Genomic DNA, 19,051 nt, shown 5'->3' with positions numbered 1-19,051 from the left:
TGATATATAGGCTCCTAAACATAATGCAAGGCTTCCTATATCGACTTATGTCACTTACTTTTATGATTCTCAGATTTTTGCCCTGTATTCGCGTTTCCACTTTAAGACCATGATCTTCGCATGTTCACGGAATTCCGAATGGCTTTTCTGATATAAATCAAATATTTCCATGGCACGTTCATCGTGCTCAGCCTTTGCCTGTACATTATCATACTCTTGCTCCCAATCTGCAAGAGTTTCTACATCGATAGTATCAAGATACTTTTCGATAGTATTGACAGACGGCTCTAATTTACTTATGAAATACAGCTTTCGTAACGGCTCCTGGGAAACTGTGGTAACATATACTTCCTCATAAAGATCCGCCGCCTTACGGAACTGCATAACTGTCACATAAGTTCCGGCCAGCTTCATCTGTACTCCGGTATCCACTTCTGCAAGAAGTGATTCCTCATAAGACTCTATGGCCCTTCCGTATCTTCCCATACGGAAGTAGGTGTCTCCCAACATGTTCAAAAATACATGTCTGTCAATGTTTCTTAGCTTTTTATACTCTGACTCAAAGCGTGAAATCTCGACCTGAGTGTAGTAATTGCTCTCTCTCAGGATCATAAGCAGTAATCGCTCCTGATCAGTGTCATCCCCGGCTCCCATAAACTGTTCGAGCTTCGCGGCAAGAATGCCCATGGACAACTCATCTCTTATCCACGTCGTAAGTTTATGGTCAACAAAATCCGAAGGGATGATGACCGGATACCTGTATATGACATAGCTCAGTTCCTGAATAGACCATATATCTATATCAAGCTTCTCATAATAGAACGGATGCCTTGCACCCTTATTACATAGTAGTAATCCCATGAATTTATCCTATAACTTATTTTTCCGACAAATCTATCTCTTCAACTATCTCCTTATCAGAGGCAGGGAAGAGATCTCCGAAGCCCAAATCCTTAACTGTTACACGAAGAGTATCCGCATCAGCAAACTCCGTAGACATACGTATCCTTGTCGTGCGGCTTTCTCTTTGTGGAAAAGTATCAAGCATCATACGCAGTCTCAAAGGTCTCTGAGGCTTTGTAATTGATGTGACCTGAAAATCAATAAAATCCTGATCATCAAGTATCATCTCATAACTTGCACTCGTATCCATCCAACTCTCACCGGCACGGACAATCGGAAGAGTTTCAATCTTTTCATTAACCAATACCTTAACCGAAACATCCGAATTGCAACGGGTGTCACATAAGATCATATACTCGTCATTCTTGCCATCAGCCATATTCTTGACATATATCTCGGCTCCAATGGCAAACATACCGGGCTCTATAAGCACTCTGCGACGCTTGCAGATGAAGTTCATGAAGTTTGTTGCAAAGTTTGTATCCTGAAAACCTCTTCCGGATAAAAACACTGAAGAATATGAATTTTTACTCATGACTCTTTCAGCAACAGTGCTCAATATCTTGTCAGCGATCTTTCCACCTGATGCAGTCTTAAGGATATCGAGATTAAATGCTTCCTCTTCCGCCTCTGACCCAACCATAACATAACGTCTGGTTCCTCTCGAAACATGCATCTCATAATAGTAAAGGCACTGATTGTTGAGCTCGAACATGCCAACCATGCGGTTATATAAACTGCTGTCCTGATCCAGAACAAAGTGGGCAAAACTTTCGGTATGGCTCACTATGTAAATATTGTTTTCATGTACACCCGCTCTGATAAGTGCTTCCTTAAGCTTATTCACAATCTCACGACCGGGCTTTCTAATGGATACAGCAACGATATCATCCTCTGAACCGCCACTGTCTTTTCCGAGAAGTTCATGAAAATAATGTGCAAGAATATCCACAGCATTGTATTTTATTCTGGAAATCGTCGCAGTTCCGTTCTTTTCAAGAAGGCTCAACAGCTTATCAACAATGACGCCTGAACCGGCAAGAGTAGCCTTATAAGCATCTTCTCCTATGGTCCACTCATCTTCCTTTTTATCCTTTGCGATAACAGTCGGTTGAAATCTTGAAACCGTTTTATCATTTATGCAGATGCACGTATAGTCATCATTTAGTGAAATTCCAATGTAGCGATTCACTTAATCATTGCTCCTTATCTTTCGTTTCGGTCAATTCTTTGGTGAAAAGTTCTTCAATGACCGACTCATTTCTCACATAGCGAAGCATCACTTCGCGAAGCTCTCTATCATTATCCTGACCAAGCAGGCCTGACATTTCGTTTAAGATATCAAAGGTATCTCCCTTGAGACGGATACTGTTATCAGCTTTAATTGTTCCGCTCATAACGATATCATTGCCCTTAGTCTCATCATAGATCTGATACTCAGCCTTTTCCCTGGTGAATAATGTCACCGGTCGAACATAAATGTTCTGATATACTCTGCTGATCTCTTCCTCTTCAAAATCATGTTCATCCGGTAGTATCCTCATATAGAGTGACGGACGAATGGTCTTATCTCCATGATATTCGATATAATATTTGTCCATGACAAAATCAGGTATACGTATAACATCACTGAGAGTTCTTGTATACTGGAAAATCATCTTCTTTTGGATAAGAATGTCCATGACATCCTGAAGAATGAGTTTTTCTTCTCCTGTCAGCTTTTTGTTTTCTGCCATATGTTTTGACATGGCAAGCAGGTATATCATAGGTACTCTGTCTTTGTATCTCTCATCACGAATGATCCCGAACACATCCGAAAATACATCGTCCGAAATCTTCTGACCGTATATAAAGTAGTCTATACAACGCTTGGTAATATAAGCCCTGATCAGAATATTCTGCTGTGAAGGCTGCTCTCTGTAAATGTGGTAAACCTCATCGAGTCCATCCTCTGTCCAACTGAAGATCATCTGGGCAAGAAGTCTTTCTGTCATATCAGAAGCATCGACGCCGGTCTTCCTGCCTCTTCTTAAGATGGCAAGCATATCTCTGGACAGACCGTTATACTCCTTTAAAAGGAATCTGATGATATCCTTGTCATTTGTTCCCATCTGAAAAATCTGAAGAGCAAGCATCATCACTTCTTTGGAACGTCCATGCTTCTCATCTTCAATGATGGCACGGCAAAGTTTTTCAAGGTACTGGCGCTTGATATCCGGTTCACCTGTCTCCAGAACAATCTCGTATGCTTCCTTGAAAAGATTAAGCTTTATATAAGTCCGAAGTAAACTGTCGATATCCTCGTGACTAAGATAAACGATATCAAGGCTTCTGAGGAAATCTATATCCATATCACTGATACTCTTATCAGAGTCCCTGGTATGATCATCATGATATGAAAGCACTGCATGCTGAAGGAATAAACGGTATGGCCTTGATATATCCATATCGTTTACAACCTGTTCCACAAGTCTAAGCTGATTAATACTGTCTATGCCGCTCTTTGCTATGGATCTGGCCTTCGACAGTTTCAACATGGCATGCTCTGGAAGTATCTCAAAGCACTTCTTTTCCAGACTCTCTTTATGCATGATACGTGTCATATCATACTTTACATCGATATATCTGTTTCCATAGACATCCTGAAAAAGTATCTCACTGTTCTCAAAGAATACAGGCACATAAGCCACGCCATCCTTAAGAGCATATACTTCCTCGCGGTCAAGTTCACGATACTTTATGACAACAAAACTCATGCGCTTATCATCAGTAGTTATCCTGTAGGAACGCAATATGGCAGGAAGTACCGATGCAATCCTTTCGTCGATCATATCGGAAAGAATCATTCTGTCATAAATGACACTAAGTCGCTGGTCGAATTCCGATCTCAGAAGCTTATCTATGGCAAAGCTTTGAATCTTATGCTCGAAACGCTGATATATGTCATCTTTGTCATCAAAATTCACAAGTATATTGTAGAAAAGAGGAAGCTTCATATTTTCCTCTATAACCTTCTCGTACGCAAAATACAGGTAAACCTCTCTTGGAAGTTTACCATCCCAGCCCTTAGGCATGGCATAAATGTAGTATTCATACAATCTTGTGATGGTTGATCCCATCTCAATGGCTCTCTGATAAATGTCAAATGCCATCTTGTCTGTAGCGCCTTCTCTGATGCAGATTCCCGCAGCCTTTTCGATAAGCGGCTTATCTTCTACACTTAATGCAAAAACATCCTGCAGCTTCGGAGAAGCTGCAGTTTTCTTAGCAGCTTCAAGTAATGTTTCCTTTGACGTATCGGTCTTTCTGTCAGCAGTATTCTGTAAAGCAATAAGAAACTGTCTGTGGGCAATGCTTCTGTCCTGACCGCTTTTCAGTCCCTGATATATAGTGAAGAGTCTTGAATCCTGCATGAATTCAGCATCCTGAAAATCACAATAATCGAAAACACGAAGTGCGAGCTCTTCATTATCATTACAAAGATTTATATAATCCTCTTTGGTATGAATACCTGAAATGATCTCACCGGACCTGTATGATGAACGGACATCAAAAGAATACGGAAGCTGTACTTCGCCTCCGTTTGACACGATATAAAGCTGACCCTCTACCTTGTCACCGTCCTTAAGCTTACGTGTATCAACATTACACTTAATGCGTGAACGGATGCCTCCAAATGCATCCTTTTGTACAGTGACATTAGGATTGTCCGAATATATAAGGCCCTTTAGTAATATCCCATTTTCCGAATAAAGTATGAGTTCAAATTTAGCGAGCTCTCCTGCATTAACCGTACCCTTAAATGACTCATCGCTAAGTTTAAGTTCCGGTTTATCAAGCTCAACTATCCCTCTTGCTAGTTTATTTATACGTTCTTTCATTCTATATTTTCTCCGGGAAAAATCTCCATGAAGACATATTTTAACACAGAAAGGGCTCTTATTAAAGATGTTTATATGATATTGGCCCCATTTAGCGCGGCTTCTGCTCTTATGTCGATTGAAATACAGAAATTTTCCTGTTATGATAGTCAAGCATTATAAACATTATATTCAAAATACATATGCATATATATACGATTCACAAAGAGCAACCGATATTATCAGGTATATATGTACATATAATAAACGCAAAGGAAGCCTAAGCATGATAACAGAACCACTGACTCTCTATAAATTGATGATTCTTTACTTATTAAAGACTGTAAACTATCCTTTAACCAATAATCAACTCAGCGGTTTCTTTCTCGACTATGAATACACCACCTACTTCACATTGCAGCAGGCCATATCAGAGCTTGATGATGCAGGTCTGATCAAGACCCACCAGAGCAAAAAGTCAACCAGATACGAGATAACTCAGGAGGGTTCCAATACCATAGAACTTTTCGGCAATGACATCTCCTCCGGTGCCGTAGAAGACATGAACCGTTTCCTGAAGGAAAACAAGGTACAGCTCAGACAGGAATCTTCAAACTATACAGATTATTTTGAGACTGAGAATGGCGAATACATAGTTCATGCCGAGGTCAGAGAGGAAAACTCTATACTTTATGCCATTGATATCAATGTCCCGGATAAGGAATCGGCTGAGCGTATGTGTGCGAAATGGGGTCAGAAAAACCAGGAAATATATGCATTTATAGTAAAACAGTTACTAAGCTGATACAGCCGCTTCGACATGAAGGCAATGTCATTTTTCTTTTATCTTCTCAGTTAATCGATTGTTTTCAACGACATTACCCTAACTGAATATCACGATACAAAAAGAGTGCTGCAAGCCGCAGCACTCTTTTTCATTTATTTCTTCTTTTCAACAATTACTTCTTCAGGCTTCTCAGCATCAAGCTTCTTGATATCCTCACCGGTCTTTGAAGAAAGAAGCTTCTCTACTGATACAAGCTTTACACAAAGTGTAAAGAGGTTGGCAGCAACCTTAAGATCATCCACAGGAGGATATGTAGGAGCAATACGGATATTGCTGTCCTTTGGATCCTTGTGATACGGGAATGTAGCACCTGCGTCAGTAAGCTTGACTCCTGCCTTCTTACAGTGATCAACAACAGACTTTGCACAGCCATCCATAGTCTCAAAGCTGATAAAATAACCACCGTTCGGTTTCGTCCATGTACCGATACCGAGACCGTCAAGATTCTTGGCAAATACTTCCTCGACAATCTCGAACTTAGGTCTGATGATATCCGCATGCTTACGCATATGCTCAACCATACCGTGAATGTCTCCAAAGAAACGTACATGTCTAAGCTGATTAACCTTATCATATCCGATAGTCTGATGCTTCATCTGGCTTCTGATATCATCAAGGTTGTTTGATGATGTAGCAAGAGCAGCGATTCCGGAACCCGGGAATGTTATCTTTGAAGTTGATGCAAATTTATAAACCATGTCAGGATTGCCGGCACGCTTACACTCTGCAAGAATCTCAATAAGATAATCCTGATTCCTGTCATAAAGATGATGAATACCGTAAGCATTGTCCCAATAAATACGGAAATCCTTTGCAGCAGGCTGAAGTCTGGCAAAACGACGAACTGTTTCATCGTTATAGCTGTAGCCCTGAGGATTGGAATACTTAGGAACACACCAGATTCCCTTGATAGCCTCATCTTCCTTTACAAGCTTCTCAACCATATCCATATCAGGACCTGTAGGAGTCATAGGTACGTTGATCATCTCAATGCCGAAATACTCTGTGATTCCGAAATGTCTGTCATATCCCGGAACCGGGCAGAGCCACTTAACTTTATCCAGCTTAGACCATGGAGTGTTTCCCATAACACCGTGAGTCATGGAACGTGAGATGGAATCATACATGACGTTCAGAGATGAGTTTCCATATATGATGATATTGTCGGGATTGTTCTCCATCATATCAGAAAGAAGAATCTTTGCTTCCTGAATGCCGCCGAGCACACCGTAATTTCTACAGTCAGTACCGTCATCGCAGTACATATCCGCTCCACTGGTAAGAGCATCCATAAGTCCCATGCTGAGATCAAGCTGCTCTTTGCATGGTTTGCCTCGGCTCATATCAAGTGTCATCTCCATAGCCTGGTACTTTTCGTACTCTTTCTTCAGTCCCACGAGCTCCTTCTGGAGTTCTTCTTTTGTCATCTCAACGTAAGCTTTCATCAGTGGCCTCCTGCCTGAATATAAATTTTTCTCTCCGAGTATAATCAAAAAGCCCGATGCTTGCAAGCATCGGGCCGTAAAAAAGTTTATAAAAGATATACCTGATAGCAGATTATAATTAATCATTGTAAATTTGACAAAGCCTCATTACTCTCCAGCGCATCAACACGGGTTTCAAGAAACTTGAGTTCACGCTTCGCTTCTTTATCAGACGGATACTGCTCAAGATATTCCTTTACAGCATTGTACGCAGCTTCCCATTGGGCGGTCTTCTCAAGATATACTATCTCGTCGAATCTAAGCTCTCTGTCATTTTTAATACCAAGCGCAGATGCTTCATCAAGTTTTTGCCTTGCAGTATCACAGTCACCATTGTTCAATGCTTCCGTTGCTTCAGTAATAAGCTTCTTGGCATCAAGCTGAGACTGAATCTTACGATAATTCTCTTTGTCACCATCTACCTCTCTCAGGGTATCTATGGTTTTCTGAGCCGCCTCATAATCGCCGGTCATATACTCCGCCTCTGCACGATAAGTCATAATATCAAGCTGAAGCTCACCTACTTTTCCGTCACTAAGCTCCATCGCTTCATTAAAACTCTCAATAGCGTCCTCATACTTGGCTTTCTGAAGCTCCTCTATACCCTTAAGTCTCAAATCATTGATCTTTTTTGATGAACAGGATGTCAGAAAAAGCATCAAGGCAAGTATCACCAAAATTCTGCCGGGTAATTTCTCTCCAATAATGTATTTTAACATGATTTTGACACTTTCCGATATTCTATCAGTTCTTTCCGGTTGAACCGAAGCCACCTCTGTCTGCATTGCCAAGAGTTTCAACCTCATCGAATACGATGTGTGGCTGATGCTCGATAATACGGAACTGGCAGATACGGTCATTAACATGAAGCTCAGTATCTCTTGTAGCATATACGGGCATACGGATAATGTCGTTATCTCCGCAGTAAGTCTCGTCAATAACTCCCAGCGAGTTTGTCTGAATAAGTCCAAAATTCTTGAAAGTAGAGCTTCTCGGTGCAAGAAGCATCTCATAACCATCCGGTACCTGAAGGGATATTCCCATGCTGATAAGCTTGAAATCCCCCTTCTTGAGAGTGACATTCTCGGCAACTCTCAGATCAATCCAGTCGCTCTTTCCGGCAATATATTCAAGCTTCTCAATCTCCTGTGAATGATACTTAATCTTAATTGTCTTTTCCATAATTCTCCTCATAGTATGATATAAATGTCATATATTCATTTAATCCATCATTCGTTTTCAGATAATGTTTCTGTGTCATTTTCTTTTCCAGAATCATCCGGCACTTCGAAAACCTCTGATTCCGGAGTCTCTTCATCCGAAGACTCCTTCTGTTCAGCTGCACCCATGATGTCAATAACTTCTTCATTGACTTCCTTTTTGATCTCGTCTTCCATTTCAGGATTAAGATCCGGAAGATTATCAAGTGAACTGATACCGAATCTTCGAAGAAATTCTTCTGTTGTTGCAAACAATGCAGGTCTTCCGGGAGCATTGAGACGTCCAACCTCATATGCAAGTCCGTATTCCACAAGCTTATTTACCGCATGATCCGAAGAAACTCCTCTGACACGCTCTATTTCAGCCTTGGTAACAGGCTGCTTGTACGCAATAATAGCCAATGTCTCCATGATAATATCGGTGAGCACAGGCTTCTTCGGGTGCTTGGCAACTCTTATGAGACCATCAAAGCATGCAGGGTTGGTAGTCATCTGATAATGATTTGCCACCATTTGAATAATGATACCACCGTTACGCTGTTCATACTTTTTCATAAGTCGCTCAATCGCCTTTTTCGCCGGACGTTCTCCGCAATCAAGTGCAGTCTTTATCTCTTCCAGGCTGACTGAATTGCCCTTGGCAAACAATAGAGCCTCTATCGTGTTTTCTTCCATAGTAAGCTCATCAGAGAACTCTTTATCGATCTCCATGGCAAGCTTTTTTTCGATAGAATCAAGCTCATCATCTTCGATAGGCAATCTTAACTGTTCATTGTTATTCATTTATTACAAGTCCTCCAGATTTGTAAGGTCAAGATCATCATCCGACTGATTGGGATCATCAACTTCCGTGATATCCATATCTCCGAACGGGATCTCCTGTACGAGAGTGATACGTCCCATCTTCATAAGCTCAAGTATGGCAAGAAAGCTTACAACCACATCCATCTTATCCTTTTTCTTTCTAATCATATGACGGAATGAAAACTTATGATGTCCGCGGACATACTTGAGAACATCTCGTATACGTCCCTCAAGAGATATTTTTTCTTTCTTAATAACGCCAAACTTCGAACGAACCTTATCTATAGAATCTTCCTTACGTCTCATAACGTCTTCAAATACAGTTTTGAGACTTTCAAGAGAAACCTTCTTTAAAAGCTCATCCATATCTATCGGCGGCACATACTTTTCAACCTCTTTAGGTATGGTAGGCCCCTTATAATAGTATCTGTCCGCATCGTCCTCACGTTCCTGAAGAATCTGCCCCATAAGCTTATATTTTCTGTATTCAAGAAGTCTCTCGACAAGTTCCGCTCTGGGATCCACTTCCTCACCGGTCTCCTCATCAACTTCTTTAGGAAGAAGCATACGTGACTTTATCTCAAGAAGTGTTGCCGCCATAACAAGGAAATCAGATACTATATCAAGATTTTCCTCTTCCATATGACTGACATAGTCCAGATACTCTGCCGTGATCTGCACTATAGGGATATCAAAAATGTCTATCTTATCCCTTTCGATAAGATGAAGCAGCAGATCCAGAGGACCTTCAAATTTTTCAAGTTTATATGTAATTTCAGGCATATGATCCTTCCTTACGGTTTTATAGTTACAAAGCTTATCTCCGGTAGATCATTGATCCTTATATTAATCGAATGAGTACCAAGACCCCGGCTTACAATCAAAGTTCCGTCACCGTACCTGAACTCTCCGGCACATTCCTTCACCAGAAACTGAAACTGCGGAGTCATAAGCGCACCGAAATGAGGAAGTCTTATGGTACCTCCGTGATAATGTCCGGAAAGAACAAGATCTGCACCATGACCAATGACTTCCTTATAGTACATAGGTGTATGTATCATAGTAATATGGAACTTTTCCTGAGACATTTCTCCCACATGCGATCTGATATCCCCCTCTGTCAGTTCTTTTCTTTCTTTGAACAGAAGCGGTCTGTAGTAACTCATAGGTAAAGTGACGCCTGTGATATCAAAATCCTCAAATGAAACTACATCATCATCAAGAACTACTATATTATCAAGTGCTCTTTTAAGCTTTAAAGCTGCAGGTATATAAATATCCTGTATATTTTTATCATATTTTACCACGTCTGTGCAATCTTCTAAACCGGCTTTCTCCATAAGCCTCTTTTCATGATTACCGTATGAAAAGTAAATTGTATACTTTGCCCTCAGTTTGTCAAGCAACTGAAGAGCTGTATCAACTTCATCGAAAGAAACTTTTTTTCTGTATTTGTGCACTTTATGTGACACTATAAGGTCGCCGCCTATAAGTATAAAATCCGGATTGAGTTCATCGATTTTTTTTAACAGTTCTTCATTACCTTCACCGAACTCTTTTTCATGAAGATCAGAAATATAGACAAATCTATGCTCTGATTTTAACTTATTTGAGCGAATTTCATACCTGCAGACATTCAGTTTATTTATTTCCAGAAATGATATAGTTATGAGCAGAATGCCACATAAACAAACTAAAATTATTATATTTATCACTATGGAAAACATCTATACCACCCCTATATAATAATCCCCATGCATTAAGTTCATCATAATATTTTTTTCTATAATTTTCCGACATATCTATTTCAACAACAATCTAATGCATCTGTCACTATCCATTTATTTATTTTTTATAAGGTAATTTAGTAATCATGAATTTTAATTTTGAAGAACCATCAGCTTATGAAGACATAATCTCTTATGCACCATTCTGGCGTACTATGAAAAAGAAAAAAATCTCACAATATGATCTTATCAACAAACTTCTGATATCATCCAGTATGATTCAAAAGCTAAGAACAGATAAACCCCTCACACTAAAATCCATAGCAATGTTATGTCTAAGGTTAAATATACTTCCCACGGATGTATTTATGCTTTGTCCCAATGGAGACAAAAAGAAAAAAGTGTCGGGTTAACCGACACTTTTTAGTTTTATTATCATTCAGCCTGTTCTGTAACATCCTGAGCTGCATACTTTGCTCTAACCTCTTCAAACGGTGTCTTACCGGAAGCAGAATCATTTGTCTGTCCATCGGCACTTACTGTCGATCCCTGTTGTGAAACACCTGTATCTGAAGCAGGACTCTCTGATGTTATATTCTTATCTGCACTTACTCCGTCCGTTTCTTCTGTTACATTCTGATACTTCTCAGGATGAAGCTTCATATCTTCTTCCTTCTGAACATCATGAAGAATATGAAGGAATTCTTTTCCTGTGATAGTCTCACGTTCTATAAGATACTCAGCTATACGATCAAGCGCAAATCTGTTTCTGGAAAGGATATCCTTTGCTTCCTCATAACACTCTTTAAGTATACGCATAACTTCGATATCAACCTGGGTTGCAGTATCATCACCACAGTTCATAACTGTACGACCTGTATTGAGATACATAGACTCCTGTGTTGCAAGTCCCATAAGTCCGAACTTTTCAGTCATACCATACTGAGTAACCATGGCTCTGGCAAGCTTGGTTGCCTTTTCGATATCATTGGAAGCACCTGTGGTAACAGTATCAAAAACAATCTCCTCTGCGGCACGACCACCCAGATATCCTACAAGCATCGCATGAAGTTCTGCCTTGGTATTGAGATACTTTTCCTCCTCGGGAACCTGCATGACATATCCAAGAGCTCCCATGGTTCTGGGCACTATAGTGATCTTCTGCACAGGCTCTGCATCCTTCTGAATAGCAGAAACAAGAGCATGCCCAACCTCGTGATAGGATACTATACGGCGTTCTTCCTGTGAGAGAATACGGTCTTTCTTCTCCTTTCCGACAAGAACAACTTCAACAGCTTCAAATAAATCAGCCTGTGAAACCTTCTTGCGTCCATGCTTAACAGCTGTAATCGCGGCTTCATTCATCATATTGGCAAGATCCGCACCCACTGCACCTGATGTAGCCAGAGCAATCTCATTGAAATCAACCGAATCATCAAGCTGAACATCCTTGGCATGAACCTTTAAGATATTAACACGACCCTTGAGATCCGGCTTTTCAACCACGATACGTCTGTCAAAACGTCCGGGTCTCAAAAGCGCCGGATCAAGAATCTCAGGTCTGTTGGTGGCACCCATGACCATGATACCCTTTGAAGCATCAAAACCATCCATCTCGGAAAGAAGCTGGTTAAGTGTCTGCTCTCGTTCGTCATTTCCGCCATACCGTGTATCTCTGGTCTTACCTATGGCATCTATCTCATCGATAAATATGATACAAGGTGCAGACTGAGTTGCATTCTTGAAAAGATCTCGTACACGGCTTGCACCGACACCTACAAACATCTCAACGAAATCAGATCCGGAGAGACTGTAGAACGGAACCTGAGCTTCACCGGCAACAGCCTTGGCAAGAAGTGTTTTTCCGGTTCCCGGAGGACCTACAAGAAGTGCACCCTTCGGAAGCTTGGCACCTATAGCTGTATACTTCGTGGGATTGTGAAGGAAATCAACTATCTCCACAAGGGATTCCTTGGCTTCATCCTCGCCGGCAACATCCTTAAATGTAACTCCGGTTTCCTTCTGCATATACATCTTGGCAGTTGACTTTCCGACTCCCATGATACCACCGCCACCGCTTCCCATACGGCGCATGGTCATATTCATAATGATGAAAACCAGGATAAACGGAATAACGATACTTATCATGGCTTCCATGATATATCCCGAATTGTCAGGCTTTGACTTGTATATCACAACGCCATGTCTCAACATACGATCCACAAGATTCTCCGCATCCGCATTGATGGGAACAACATAATATCTCATGTTGACCTGATTCATGTATTGACTGTAGGAATCCAGAGATGATTGATCCATAGAACCCGATGTGCCCGACATATCTGTCTTCAGATATAAAGTAATATCTGAATCTCCCCACTCAACCTTGGAAATTTTATTTCCATCGATCATGGAAATGAATTCGGTGTAGCTGACTTCCTGTGCAACACCGGATACAAAGAAGCCTCTGATCAGTGTATAAACAAAGAAAGTGATAACTGCAGCGATGATCAAAATAATAAATGTCTGGCTGGAATGATTAAATCTCTTTCCGTCATTACCCTGGTTGTTATTGTTGTCCATCTATATCTCCATCCTCACCCCTGTAAGGGTATACTACTGCTCATAACAGTAATTCAATTATAAAGAACGAAATGCCTAAAATCAAGACAACCACAGTGAAGCATAGGTTCACAGATAAGACATTTCCCCATCCTATATATAAAAAAACGACCTGTTCAATCTTAATAATAAGAAAAACAAGCCGTTTTAATAAAAAACATTTCTGCTTTAATTATTCGAAGATAAGCGGATCAATGGGTGTGACTAATACCTGTTTTGTTGTCAATTCTACTACACGTGTTATCATGTACAGGCTTTTGTCTCTTGACTCACCGATTAGCGCCAGCACACATTCGTGTGCATAGAGCAGGAATCCTTACACATTCCTTTGAAGCGCTCAAAGCCGCGTGGCTCCTTCGATTAAAAATCGAAGGCAGTTGTGCTGCTGAACATCATCTCTCAAACTCATGAATGAATATACCTGAACGAAGCTTCGGCTCAAACCATGTGGACTTAGGCGGCATAAGCATTTCATGATCCGCAACATTTATAAGTTCATCTATGCCTGTTGGATGCATAACAAATGCCACAGCCGGTCCGGTCTCCTCTATGGTTCCGTCCATCACATGACTATATGTATACTGGCTGACCTTTCTTTCCAGTTCCTTTATGCCTCTGATACCACCCACAAACTCAATCCGCTTGTCGGTTCTCGGATCTTTTATGCCAAGTAACGGCGACAGAACAAGATCCTGGAGAATCGAAACATCAAGAGATCTGACTGGATCTCCCTTTCTCTCGTCCACCACCTGATCTTTTGCCCTTATAAGGAACCATTCACCGGAGATATACATAAGCATCTCTCCTTTCACTTTCGGAACAAATGCTTCCTTTACATTAAAGACTGTAAAGTTTTCTTCTATGCTGAGCATAAGTTCCTCAGGCTCATGGCCGTACAGATCTTTTACAACCCTGTTGTAATCAAGAATCTTTAGTTCATTATCAGGAAAAAGAACCGACAGGAAGAAGTTAAACTCCTCTTTTCCGGTGTAACCGGGATGCTCTTCGCGGCGTTTAAGTCCTACCTTAACGGCACTTGCCGCACGGTGATGACCATCCGCTATATATGTTGAAGGAACAGCAGAAAATTCTTTTTCAAGCAGAGCTACAGTTTCAGGGGCATCTATCTTCCATACCCTGTGTCTGATCCCGTCATCGGAAATAAAATCATACAGTGCTTCCTTCTCTTTTTCTCTTTCAACTATGACTGTAATCTCTTTTCTTTCACGGTAGGCAAGGAATATCGGGCCTGTCTGACACGAACAGGTATCCACATGTCTTATACGGTCCTGTTCTTTCTCCTCCACGGTATTCTCGTGCTTCTTGCAGACATTATCGAGATAATCATCTATCGAGCTTAATGCAGCTATTCCGGTTTGCGAACGTCCGTCCATAGTCAGTTCATATATGTAGTAACAAGGCTCCGGATCTCTCACATAAGTTCCATCTGCAATACGGGTCTTCAGTAATGCATCTGCCTTTTCGTAGACCTCGCTGCTGTACATATCCTGCTCCGGAGGGAACTGTGTCTCCGGCCTGTCGATATTAAGAAAAGAAAAAGGATTATCTTTAACCGCCTCTCTTGCTTCCTCTCTTGAATAAACATCATACGGGAGTGCGGCGACTTTGCCCACTACCTCTCTGTTCGGACGGAGAGCCCTAAAAGCTTTAACTGTAGCCATATATTACCTCCAGACAAATATTCAGATACAAGCATCAAAGATATTTGACACCCTTGATGATAAAGGTCATAAACTAACACAAATCATAGTGTTGTACTTTTGAACCTTACATCAAACTTAAACGTAATTAAAGAAATAACGGAAACTTTCTTTCACCGGGGAAGATTTCCGTATAAATCTTATCATAAATTAAATCTTCCACTTACGCAAAATACGAAAGTGGAAGATCTTTTTGAAATACATCGATCTGATATCGACTTCAATTCTCACATCATAAGACATTATATAACTCCGCCGATTGACAGGAACAATGGTGCAAATACCAGGGAAATGACCGTCATCAGTTTGATAAGGATGTTTATGGATGGTCCCGATGTATCCTTAAACGGATCACCCACCGTATCTCCGACAACCGCAGCCTTATGGGCCTCAGAGCCTTTTCCTCCATTGTTTCCGTTTTCTATATATTTCTTTGCATTATCCCATGCACCACCTGAATTGGACATGAATATCGCAAGCATGACACCTGATACAAGAGATCCTGCAAGAAGTCCTCCAAGTGATTCCGCCCCGAGTAAAACTCCGGTCAAAAGCGGTGCCGCCACAGCCAGTATTCCAGGAATGATCATTTCTCTGAGAGCCGCTGTAGTCGATATACCAACACATGACTTATAGTCCGGTCTTGATGTTCCCGCCATGATACCGGGATCCTCATGGAACTGGCGTCGAACCTCTTCAATCATTGAATAGGCTGCCTTTGAAACGGAATTCATAGTAAATGCACTGAATATGAACGGAAGCATCCCTCCTATCAGAAGTCCTATGGTAACTCTTGTATCGAGAATATTGATACTTTCAAGCTTCACAGAATCCGCATAGGAAACAAAGAGAGCCAGCGCCGTAAGTGCGGCAGAACCTATTGCAAAACCTTTTCCCATGGCTGCAGTTGTGTTTCCGACTGCATCAAGCTTGTCATTGATCTCACGGACAGATTCATCAAGTCCGGACATTTCGGCAATTCCGCCGGCATTATCCGCTATAGGTCCATAGGCATCAACAGCGACTGTCACTCCAGTTGTGCTTAGCATGCCTACTGCGGCAAGAGCTATCCCATAGAGTCCCATGGTACTGTATGCAATAAATATGCCAATACAGATAAGAAGGATGGGGACTGCTGTGGATCTCATGCCAACTGCAAGACCGGAGATAATGTTTGTTCCGGCACCTGTCTCAGACTCCTTCGCAATCTCCTTAACAGGATGATAATCACCAGATGTATAGAATTCGGTAACCGTACCGATTAGAACTCCTACCACGAGACCTGCTATAACCGGTATTGCAGCCATAATACTTCCAAAGGAAATAATACTGAAAAGAACTGCCACAACAAGAACAACGGCACTCGCAATATAACTCGCTTTATTCAATGCCTTATGAGGATTTGTATCATCACCGCCGCCCACAAACAGGGAGCCAACGATGGCTGCCGCAAGTCCAAAGCCTGCAATCATAAGCGGATAAACAACGCCATTCCCATCCACATATGACACCACTCCGAGAGTAAGAGCAGAGACAAGTGCACCCACATAGGATTCGAAGAGATCAGCACCCATACCGGCAACATCGCCTACATTATCGCCTACATTATCGGCAATAACAGCAGGATTTCTCGGATCATCCTCGGGTATACCCGCTTCAACCTTCCCCACAAGATCAGCTCCAACATCGGCGGCTTTAGTATAGATACCTCCTCCCACACGGGCAAACAACGCAATGGAACTGGCCCCCAGTGAAAATCCGGAAAGCACCGAAACATCCCTTGTAATGATATAAATGAGCGATACTCCCAGAACACCAAAACCTGCCACGCACATTCCCATGACTGAACCACCAGCAAATGCAATCTGAAGAGCAGAACTCATGCCCTTAGTCATAGCAGCATTGGCGGTACGAACATTGGCCCTGGTAGCTATGGTCATGCCAAAATATCCCGCCAACGTCGAGAAAAATGCTCCGGCAAGAAAACATACCGCCGTCACCCAGGAACCTATCCCTGCGCCGATAAGCACAAACAGTACAGCAACAAACAAAATCAGGATGCGATACTCAGCAAGCAAAAAAGCATGCGCTCCTTCAGATATTGCGCCTGCGATTTCTTTCATCCGGTCATTTCCTTCATCGGCACCGACGATTCGGCCGGACTGAAAGCCTGCAAAAATCAGAGCACAAACGCCAAGAACCGGAGCCAGATACATTAATACATCAAATGTCATCATCTTCTGATCCTCCTTTGAATCGCATAGCAAACCTGCTATTAAAGTCCTTCATAAATATCGAAATATCAACATACACTCAATATATTTCTTTTCACCTTTAGTATAACTGACCTGTGAAAAGATTCCCATTTTAAATGACTGAGCATGTATTAAAAGATGATAAACTGGTCTTCCGGATGCTTCATATGGCATGGCACAAATGCCATCCGGACGGTTCAAAAACATCGGGGACGATTCTTTTTCGAGAACCGCCCCCTGATAAGGAAATATATAAGAACGTGAGTGTCAAAAGCATTTGTTACTCACGTCCTTTTGCTGTGCAAAATGACTACGTTATTCTTGTTCGGGCGGGTCATAAAGACTCAAATCAACGTGCAAGCACGTGATTTGAGTCTTTTGCCCTTACATCATATTAGTTTATTTCACTTTGCGAACTCTGAGAATACCGTCGATATGTCCAAGATTCTCCATACCATCCTCATTAAGATGCTGGTCGATATCCATAAGGGTATATGCGTAATTCCCCTTTGACTTATTCTGAAGTCCGTCAATGTTTATTCCGGCATCACCAAGTGCCTTGGTGATCTGTCCAAGCATGTTAGGGATATTTCTGTGAAGTATAGCGATTCGTCCGCCGCTCTGACAAACGCCCATATCCGTCTCAGGGAAATTAACTGAATTATGGATATTACCGTTATCAAGATAGTCCTGAACCTGCTCCACAGCCATAACAGCACAATTATCCTCGGCTTCCTCTGTTGAAGCTCCAAGATGAGGAAGTACAAGTGCTCCCTGCATATTGGCGGACTTTGTATTAGGGAAATCTGTTACGTAGGTTTTCACTTTGCCCCTGGCCAATGCCGCTGCCATATCATCATCATTGACAAGAACGTCTCTTGCGAAATTAAGAATATGAACTCCGTCCTTCATTCTGCTGATGGAATCTCTGTTGATCATTCCCTTTGTTGAATCAAGTGCCGGAACATGCACAGTGATATAATCTGATTTCTCATAAATCTCATCAACTACAGCCGCATGATGAACCTTCTGACTGAGTTTCCATGCGGAATTAACAGAAAGATACGGATCATATCCGTAAACATCCATTCCAAGTTCAACTGCCGCATTGGCAACAAGAACACCGATAGCACCAAGTCCGATAACACCGAGCTTCTTCCCCTTGATCTCTGTACCTGCAAAATTCTTCTTGGCCTTTTCAGCCTTCTTGGCAATGTCAGGGTCAGCTGCATTTTCCTTTATCCAGGCTGCACCGCCCACAACATCACGGCTTGCAAGCATGAGACCGGCGATAACCAGCTCCTTAACGGCATTGGCATTGGCACCCGGTGTATTGAATACAACTATGCCCTGCTCTGCACACTTTTCAAGAGGAATATTGTTAACTCCGGCACCTGCACGTCCGATGGCACGAAGAGTCTTTGGGAAATCCATCTCCTTCATATCTGCAGAACGGACAAGCACGCCTGCTGCATTCTCAATAGTATCTACAAGTGTATAGCCTTTACGGAACTTTGTTGTTCCCACGCGGCTTATATTATTTAAGCAAAAAATTTCACGATCTTTCATACTATAATGCGGAAAAATCTCCGCGGCCTCCTTCTTATG

15 protein-coding genes are annotated in these 19,051 nt (G+C 41.7%); 2 read left to right on the top strand and 13 right to left on the bottom strand.

The features are described from left to right. Positions 1-69: 69 nt before the first annotated feature. The 3 genes from BM294_RS03080 to BM294_RS03070 are packed head-to-tail and all read right to left on the bottom strand — an operon-like array spanning position 70 to position 4,784. Positions 70-861 (bottom strand): tetratricopeptide repeat protein, encoded by a 792-nt coding sequence (locus tag BM294_RS03080; RefSeq protein WP_091204831.1) that lies wholly within the window; start codon positions 859-861, stop codon positions 70-72. 16 nt (positions 862-877) lie between these two features. Continuing rightward, complete coding sequence (locus BM294_RS03075; RefSeq protein WP_091204829.1) at positions 878-2,095, bottom strand: DUF5716 family protein; 1,218 nt, start codon at positions 2,093-2,095, stop codon at positions 878-880. A gap of 4 nt (positions 2,096-2,099) precedes the next feature. Further along, positions 2,100-4,784, bottom strand: coding sequence for a DUF5717 family protein (locus BM294_RS03070; RefSeq protein WP_091204827.1), 2,685 nt, complete (start codon positions 4,782-4,784; stop codon positions 2,100-2,102). A 265-nt stretch (positions 4,785-5,049) separates the two neighbouring features. On the opposite strand from BM294_RS03070, the gene BM294_RS03065 reads away from it, so the two are divergent. Next, positions 5,050-5,568 (top strand): DUF4364 family protein, encoded by a 519-nt coding sequence (locus tag BM294_RS03065; RefSeq protein WP_091204826.1) that lies wholly within the window; start codon positions 5,050-5,052, stop codon positions 5,566-5,568. A gap of 134 nt (positions 5,569-5,702) precedes the next feature. Here BM294_RS03065 and BM294_RS03060 read toward each other — a convergent pair whose 3' ends face one another. The 6 genes from BM294_RS03060 to BM294_RS03035 form a co-directional block, all read right to left on the bottom strand. After that, a complete protein-coding gene (locus BM294_RS03060; RefSeq protein WP_091204824.1) occupies positions 5,703-7,055 on the bottom strand; it encodes an aspartate aminotransferase type Ic in 1,353 nt (450 codons plus the stop codon). A 122-nt stretch (positions 7,056-7,177) separates the two neighbouring features. After that, positions 7,178-7,813: a tetratricopeptide repeat protein gene (locus tag BM294_RS03055; protein ID WP_091204823.1), complete on the bottom strand. Its 636-nt coding sequence runs from the start codon at positions 7,811-7,813 to the stop codon at positions 7,178-7,180. 25 nt (positions 7,814-7,838) lie between these two features. Further along, positions 7,839-8,276, bottom strand: coding sequence for a dUTP diphosphatase (locus BM294_RS03050; RefSeq protein ID WP_091204821.1), 438 nt, complete (start codon positions 8,274-8,276; stop codon positions 7,839-7,841). A 47-nt stretch (positions 8,277-8,323) separates the two neighbouring features. After that, complete coding sequence (gene scpB / locus BM294_RS03045; RefSeq protein ID WP_091204819.1) at positions 8,324-9,097, bottom strand: SMC-Scp complex subunit ScpB; 774 nt, start codon at positions 9,095-9,097, stop codon at positions 8,324-8,326. Positions 9,098-9,100: 3 nt separating this feature from the next. Then, positions 9,101-9,901, bottom strand: a complete 801-nt coding sequence (locus BM294_RS03040; RefSeq protein WP_091204818.1) for a segregation and condensation protein A — start codon at positions 9,899-9,901, stop codon at positions 9,101-9,103. Positions 9,902-9,912: 11 nt separating this feature from the next. Further along, positions 9,913-10,845, bottom strand: coding sequence for a metallophosphoesterase (locus tag BM294_RS03035; protein ID WP_091204816.1), 933 nt, complete (start codon positions 10,843-10,845; stop codon positions 9,913-9,915). A gap of 146 nt (positions 10,846-10,991) precedes the next feature. Here BM294_RS03035 and BM294_RS16670 point away from each other — a divergent pair, with 146 nt between their 5' ends. Beyond that, positions 10,992-11,258 carry a helix-turn-helix domain-containing protein gene (locus tag BM294_RS16670; RefSeq protein ID WP_334292723.1) on the top strand — a complete coding sequence of 89 codons (267 nt, stop codon included), beginning with the start codon at positions 10,992-10,994 and terminating at the stop codon, positions 11,256-11,258. Between the two features lie 22 nt (positions 11,259-11,280). On the opposite strand, the gene ftsH is transcribed toward BM294_RS16670, so the two are convergent. The 4 genes from ftsH to BM294_RS03010 all read right to left on the bottom strand — a co-directional run bounded on the left by ftsH (position 11,281) and on the right by BM294_RS03010 (position 19,012). Continuing rightward, the gene (gene ftsH / locus BM294_RS03025) at positions 11,281-13,428 is read right to left on the bottom strand and encodes an ATP-dependent zinc metalloprotease FtsH (RefSeq protein WP_091204814.1); all 2,148 of its coding nucleotides are present in this window, start codon (positions 13,426-13,428) and stop codon (positions 11,281-11,283) included. Between the two features lie 431 nt (positions 13,429-13,859). Then, positions 13,860-15,149: a DUF1015 domain-containing protein gene (locus BM294_RS03020; protein ID WP_091204812.1), complete on the bottom strand. Its 1,290-nt coding sequence runs from the start codon at positions 15,147-15,149 to the stop codon at positions 13,860-13,862. A gap of 281 nt (positions 15,150-15,430) precedes the next feature. Further along, entirely contained in the window at positions 15,431-17,425 is a 1,995-nt protein-coding gene (locus tag BM294_RS03015) for a sodium-translocating pyrophosphatase (protein ID WP_330389771.1), read from the bottom strand. Positions 17,426-17,842: 417 nt separating this feature from the next. Continuing rightward, positions 17,843-19,012: a phosphoglycerate dehydrogenase gene (locus tag BM294_RS03010; RefSeq protein WP_091204810.1), complete on the bottom strand. Its 1,170-nt coding sequence runs from the start codon at positions 19,010-19,012 to the stop codon at positions 17,843-17,845. Positions 19,013-19,051 lie beyond the last annotated feature (39 nt).

This window comes from Oribacterium sp. WCC10 (assembly GCF_900113415.1).
In the GTDB taxonomy this organism is placed as follows: Bacteria; Bacillota; Clostridia; order Lachnospirales; family Lachnospiraceae; genus Oribacterium.
The sequence above is the reverse complement of the archived record's forward strand: the minus strand, read 5'-3'. Positions and strand labels throughout refer to the sequence as shown.

Bases quoted from the DNA above. Each gene is read 5' to 3' on its own strand.
- BM294_RS03055 (WP_091204823.1), bottom strand. From the start codon at position 7,813: ATGTTAAAATACATTATTGGAGAGAAATTACCCGGCAGAATTTTGGTG.
- BM294_RS03080 (WP_091204831.1), bottom strand. From the start codon at position 861: ATGGGATTACTACTATGTAATAAGGGTGCAAGGCATCCGTTCTATTAT.
- BM294_RS03020 (WP_091204812.1), bottom strand. From the start codon at position 15,149: ATGGCTACAGTTAAAGCTTTTAGGGCTCTCCGTCCGAACAGAGAGGTA.
- BM294_RS03040 (WP_091204818.1), bottom strand. From the start codon at position 9,901: ATGCCTGAAATTACATATAAACTTGAAAAATTTGAAGGTCCTCTGGAT.
- ftsH (WP_091204814.1), bottom strand. From the start codon at position 13,428: ATGGACAACAATAACAACCAGGGTAATGACGGAAAGAGATTTAATCAT.
- BM294_RS03035 (WP_091204816.1), bottom strand. From the start codon at position 10,845: ATGTTTTCCATAGTGATAAATATAATAATTTTAGTTTGTTTATGTGGC.
- BM294_RS03015 (WP_330389771.1), bottom strand. From the start codon at position 17,425: ATGATGACATTTGATGTATTAATGTATCTGGCTCCGGTTCTTGGCGTT.
- scpB (WP_091204819.1), bottom strand. From the start codon at position 9,097: ATGAATAACAATGAACAGTTAAGATTGCCTATCGAAGATGATGAGCTT.
- BM294_RS03065 (WP_091204826.1), top strand. From the start codon at position 5,050: ATGATAACAGAACCACTGACTCTCTATAAATTGATGATTCTTTACTTA.
- BM294_RS03060 (WP_091204824.1), bottom strand. From the start codon at position 7,055: ATGAAAGCTTACGTTGAGATGACAAAAGAAGAACTCCAGAAGGAGCTC.
- BM294_RS03070 (WP_091204827.1), bottom strand. From the start codon at position 4,784: ATGAAAGAACGTATAAATAAACTAGCAAGAGGGATAGTTGAGCTTGAT.
- BM294_RS16670 (WP_334292723.1), top strand. From the start codon at position 10,992: ATGAATTTTAATTTTGAAGAACCATCAGCTTATGAAGACATAATCTCT.
- BM294_RS03050 (WP_091204821.1), bottom strand. From the start codon at position 8,276: ATGGAAAAGACAATTAAGATTAAGTATCATTCACAGGAGATTGAGAAG.
- BM294_RS03010 (WP_091204810.1), bottom strand. From the start codon at position 19,012: ATGAAAGATCGTGAAATTTTTTGCTTAAATAATATAAGCCGCGTGGGA.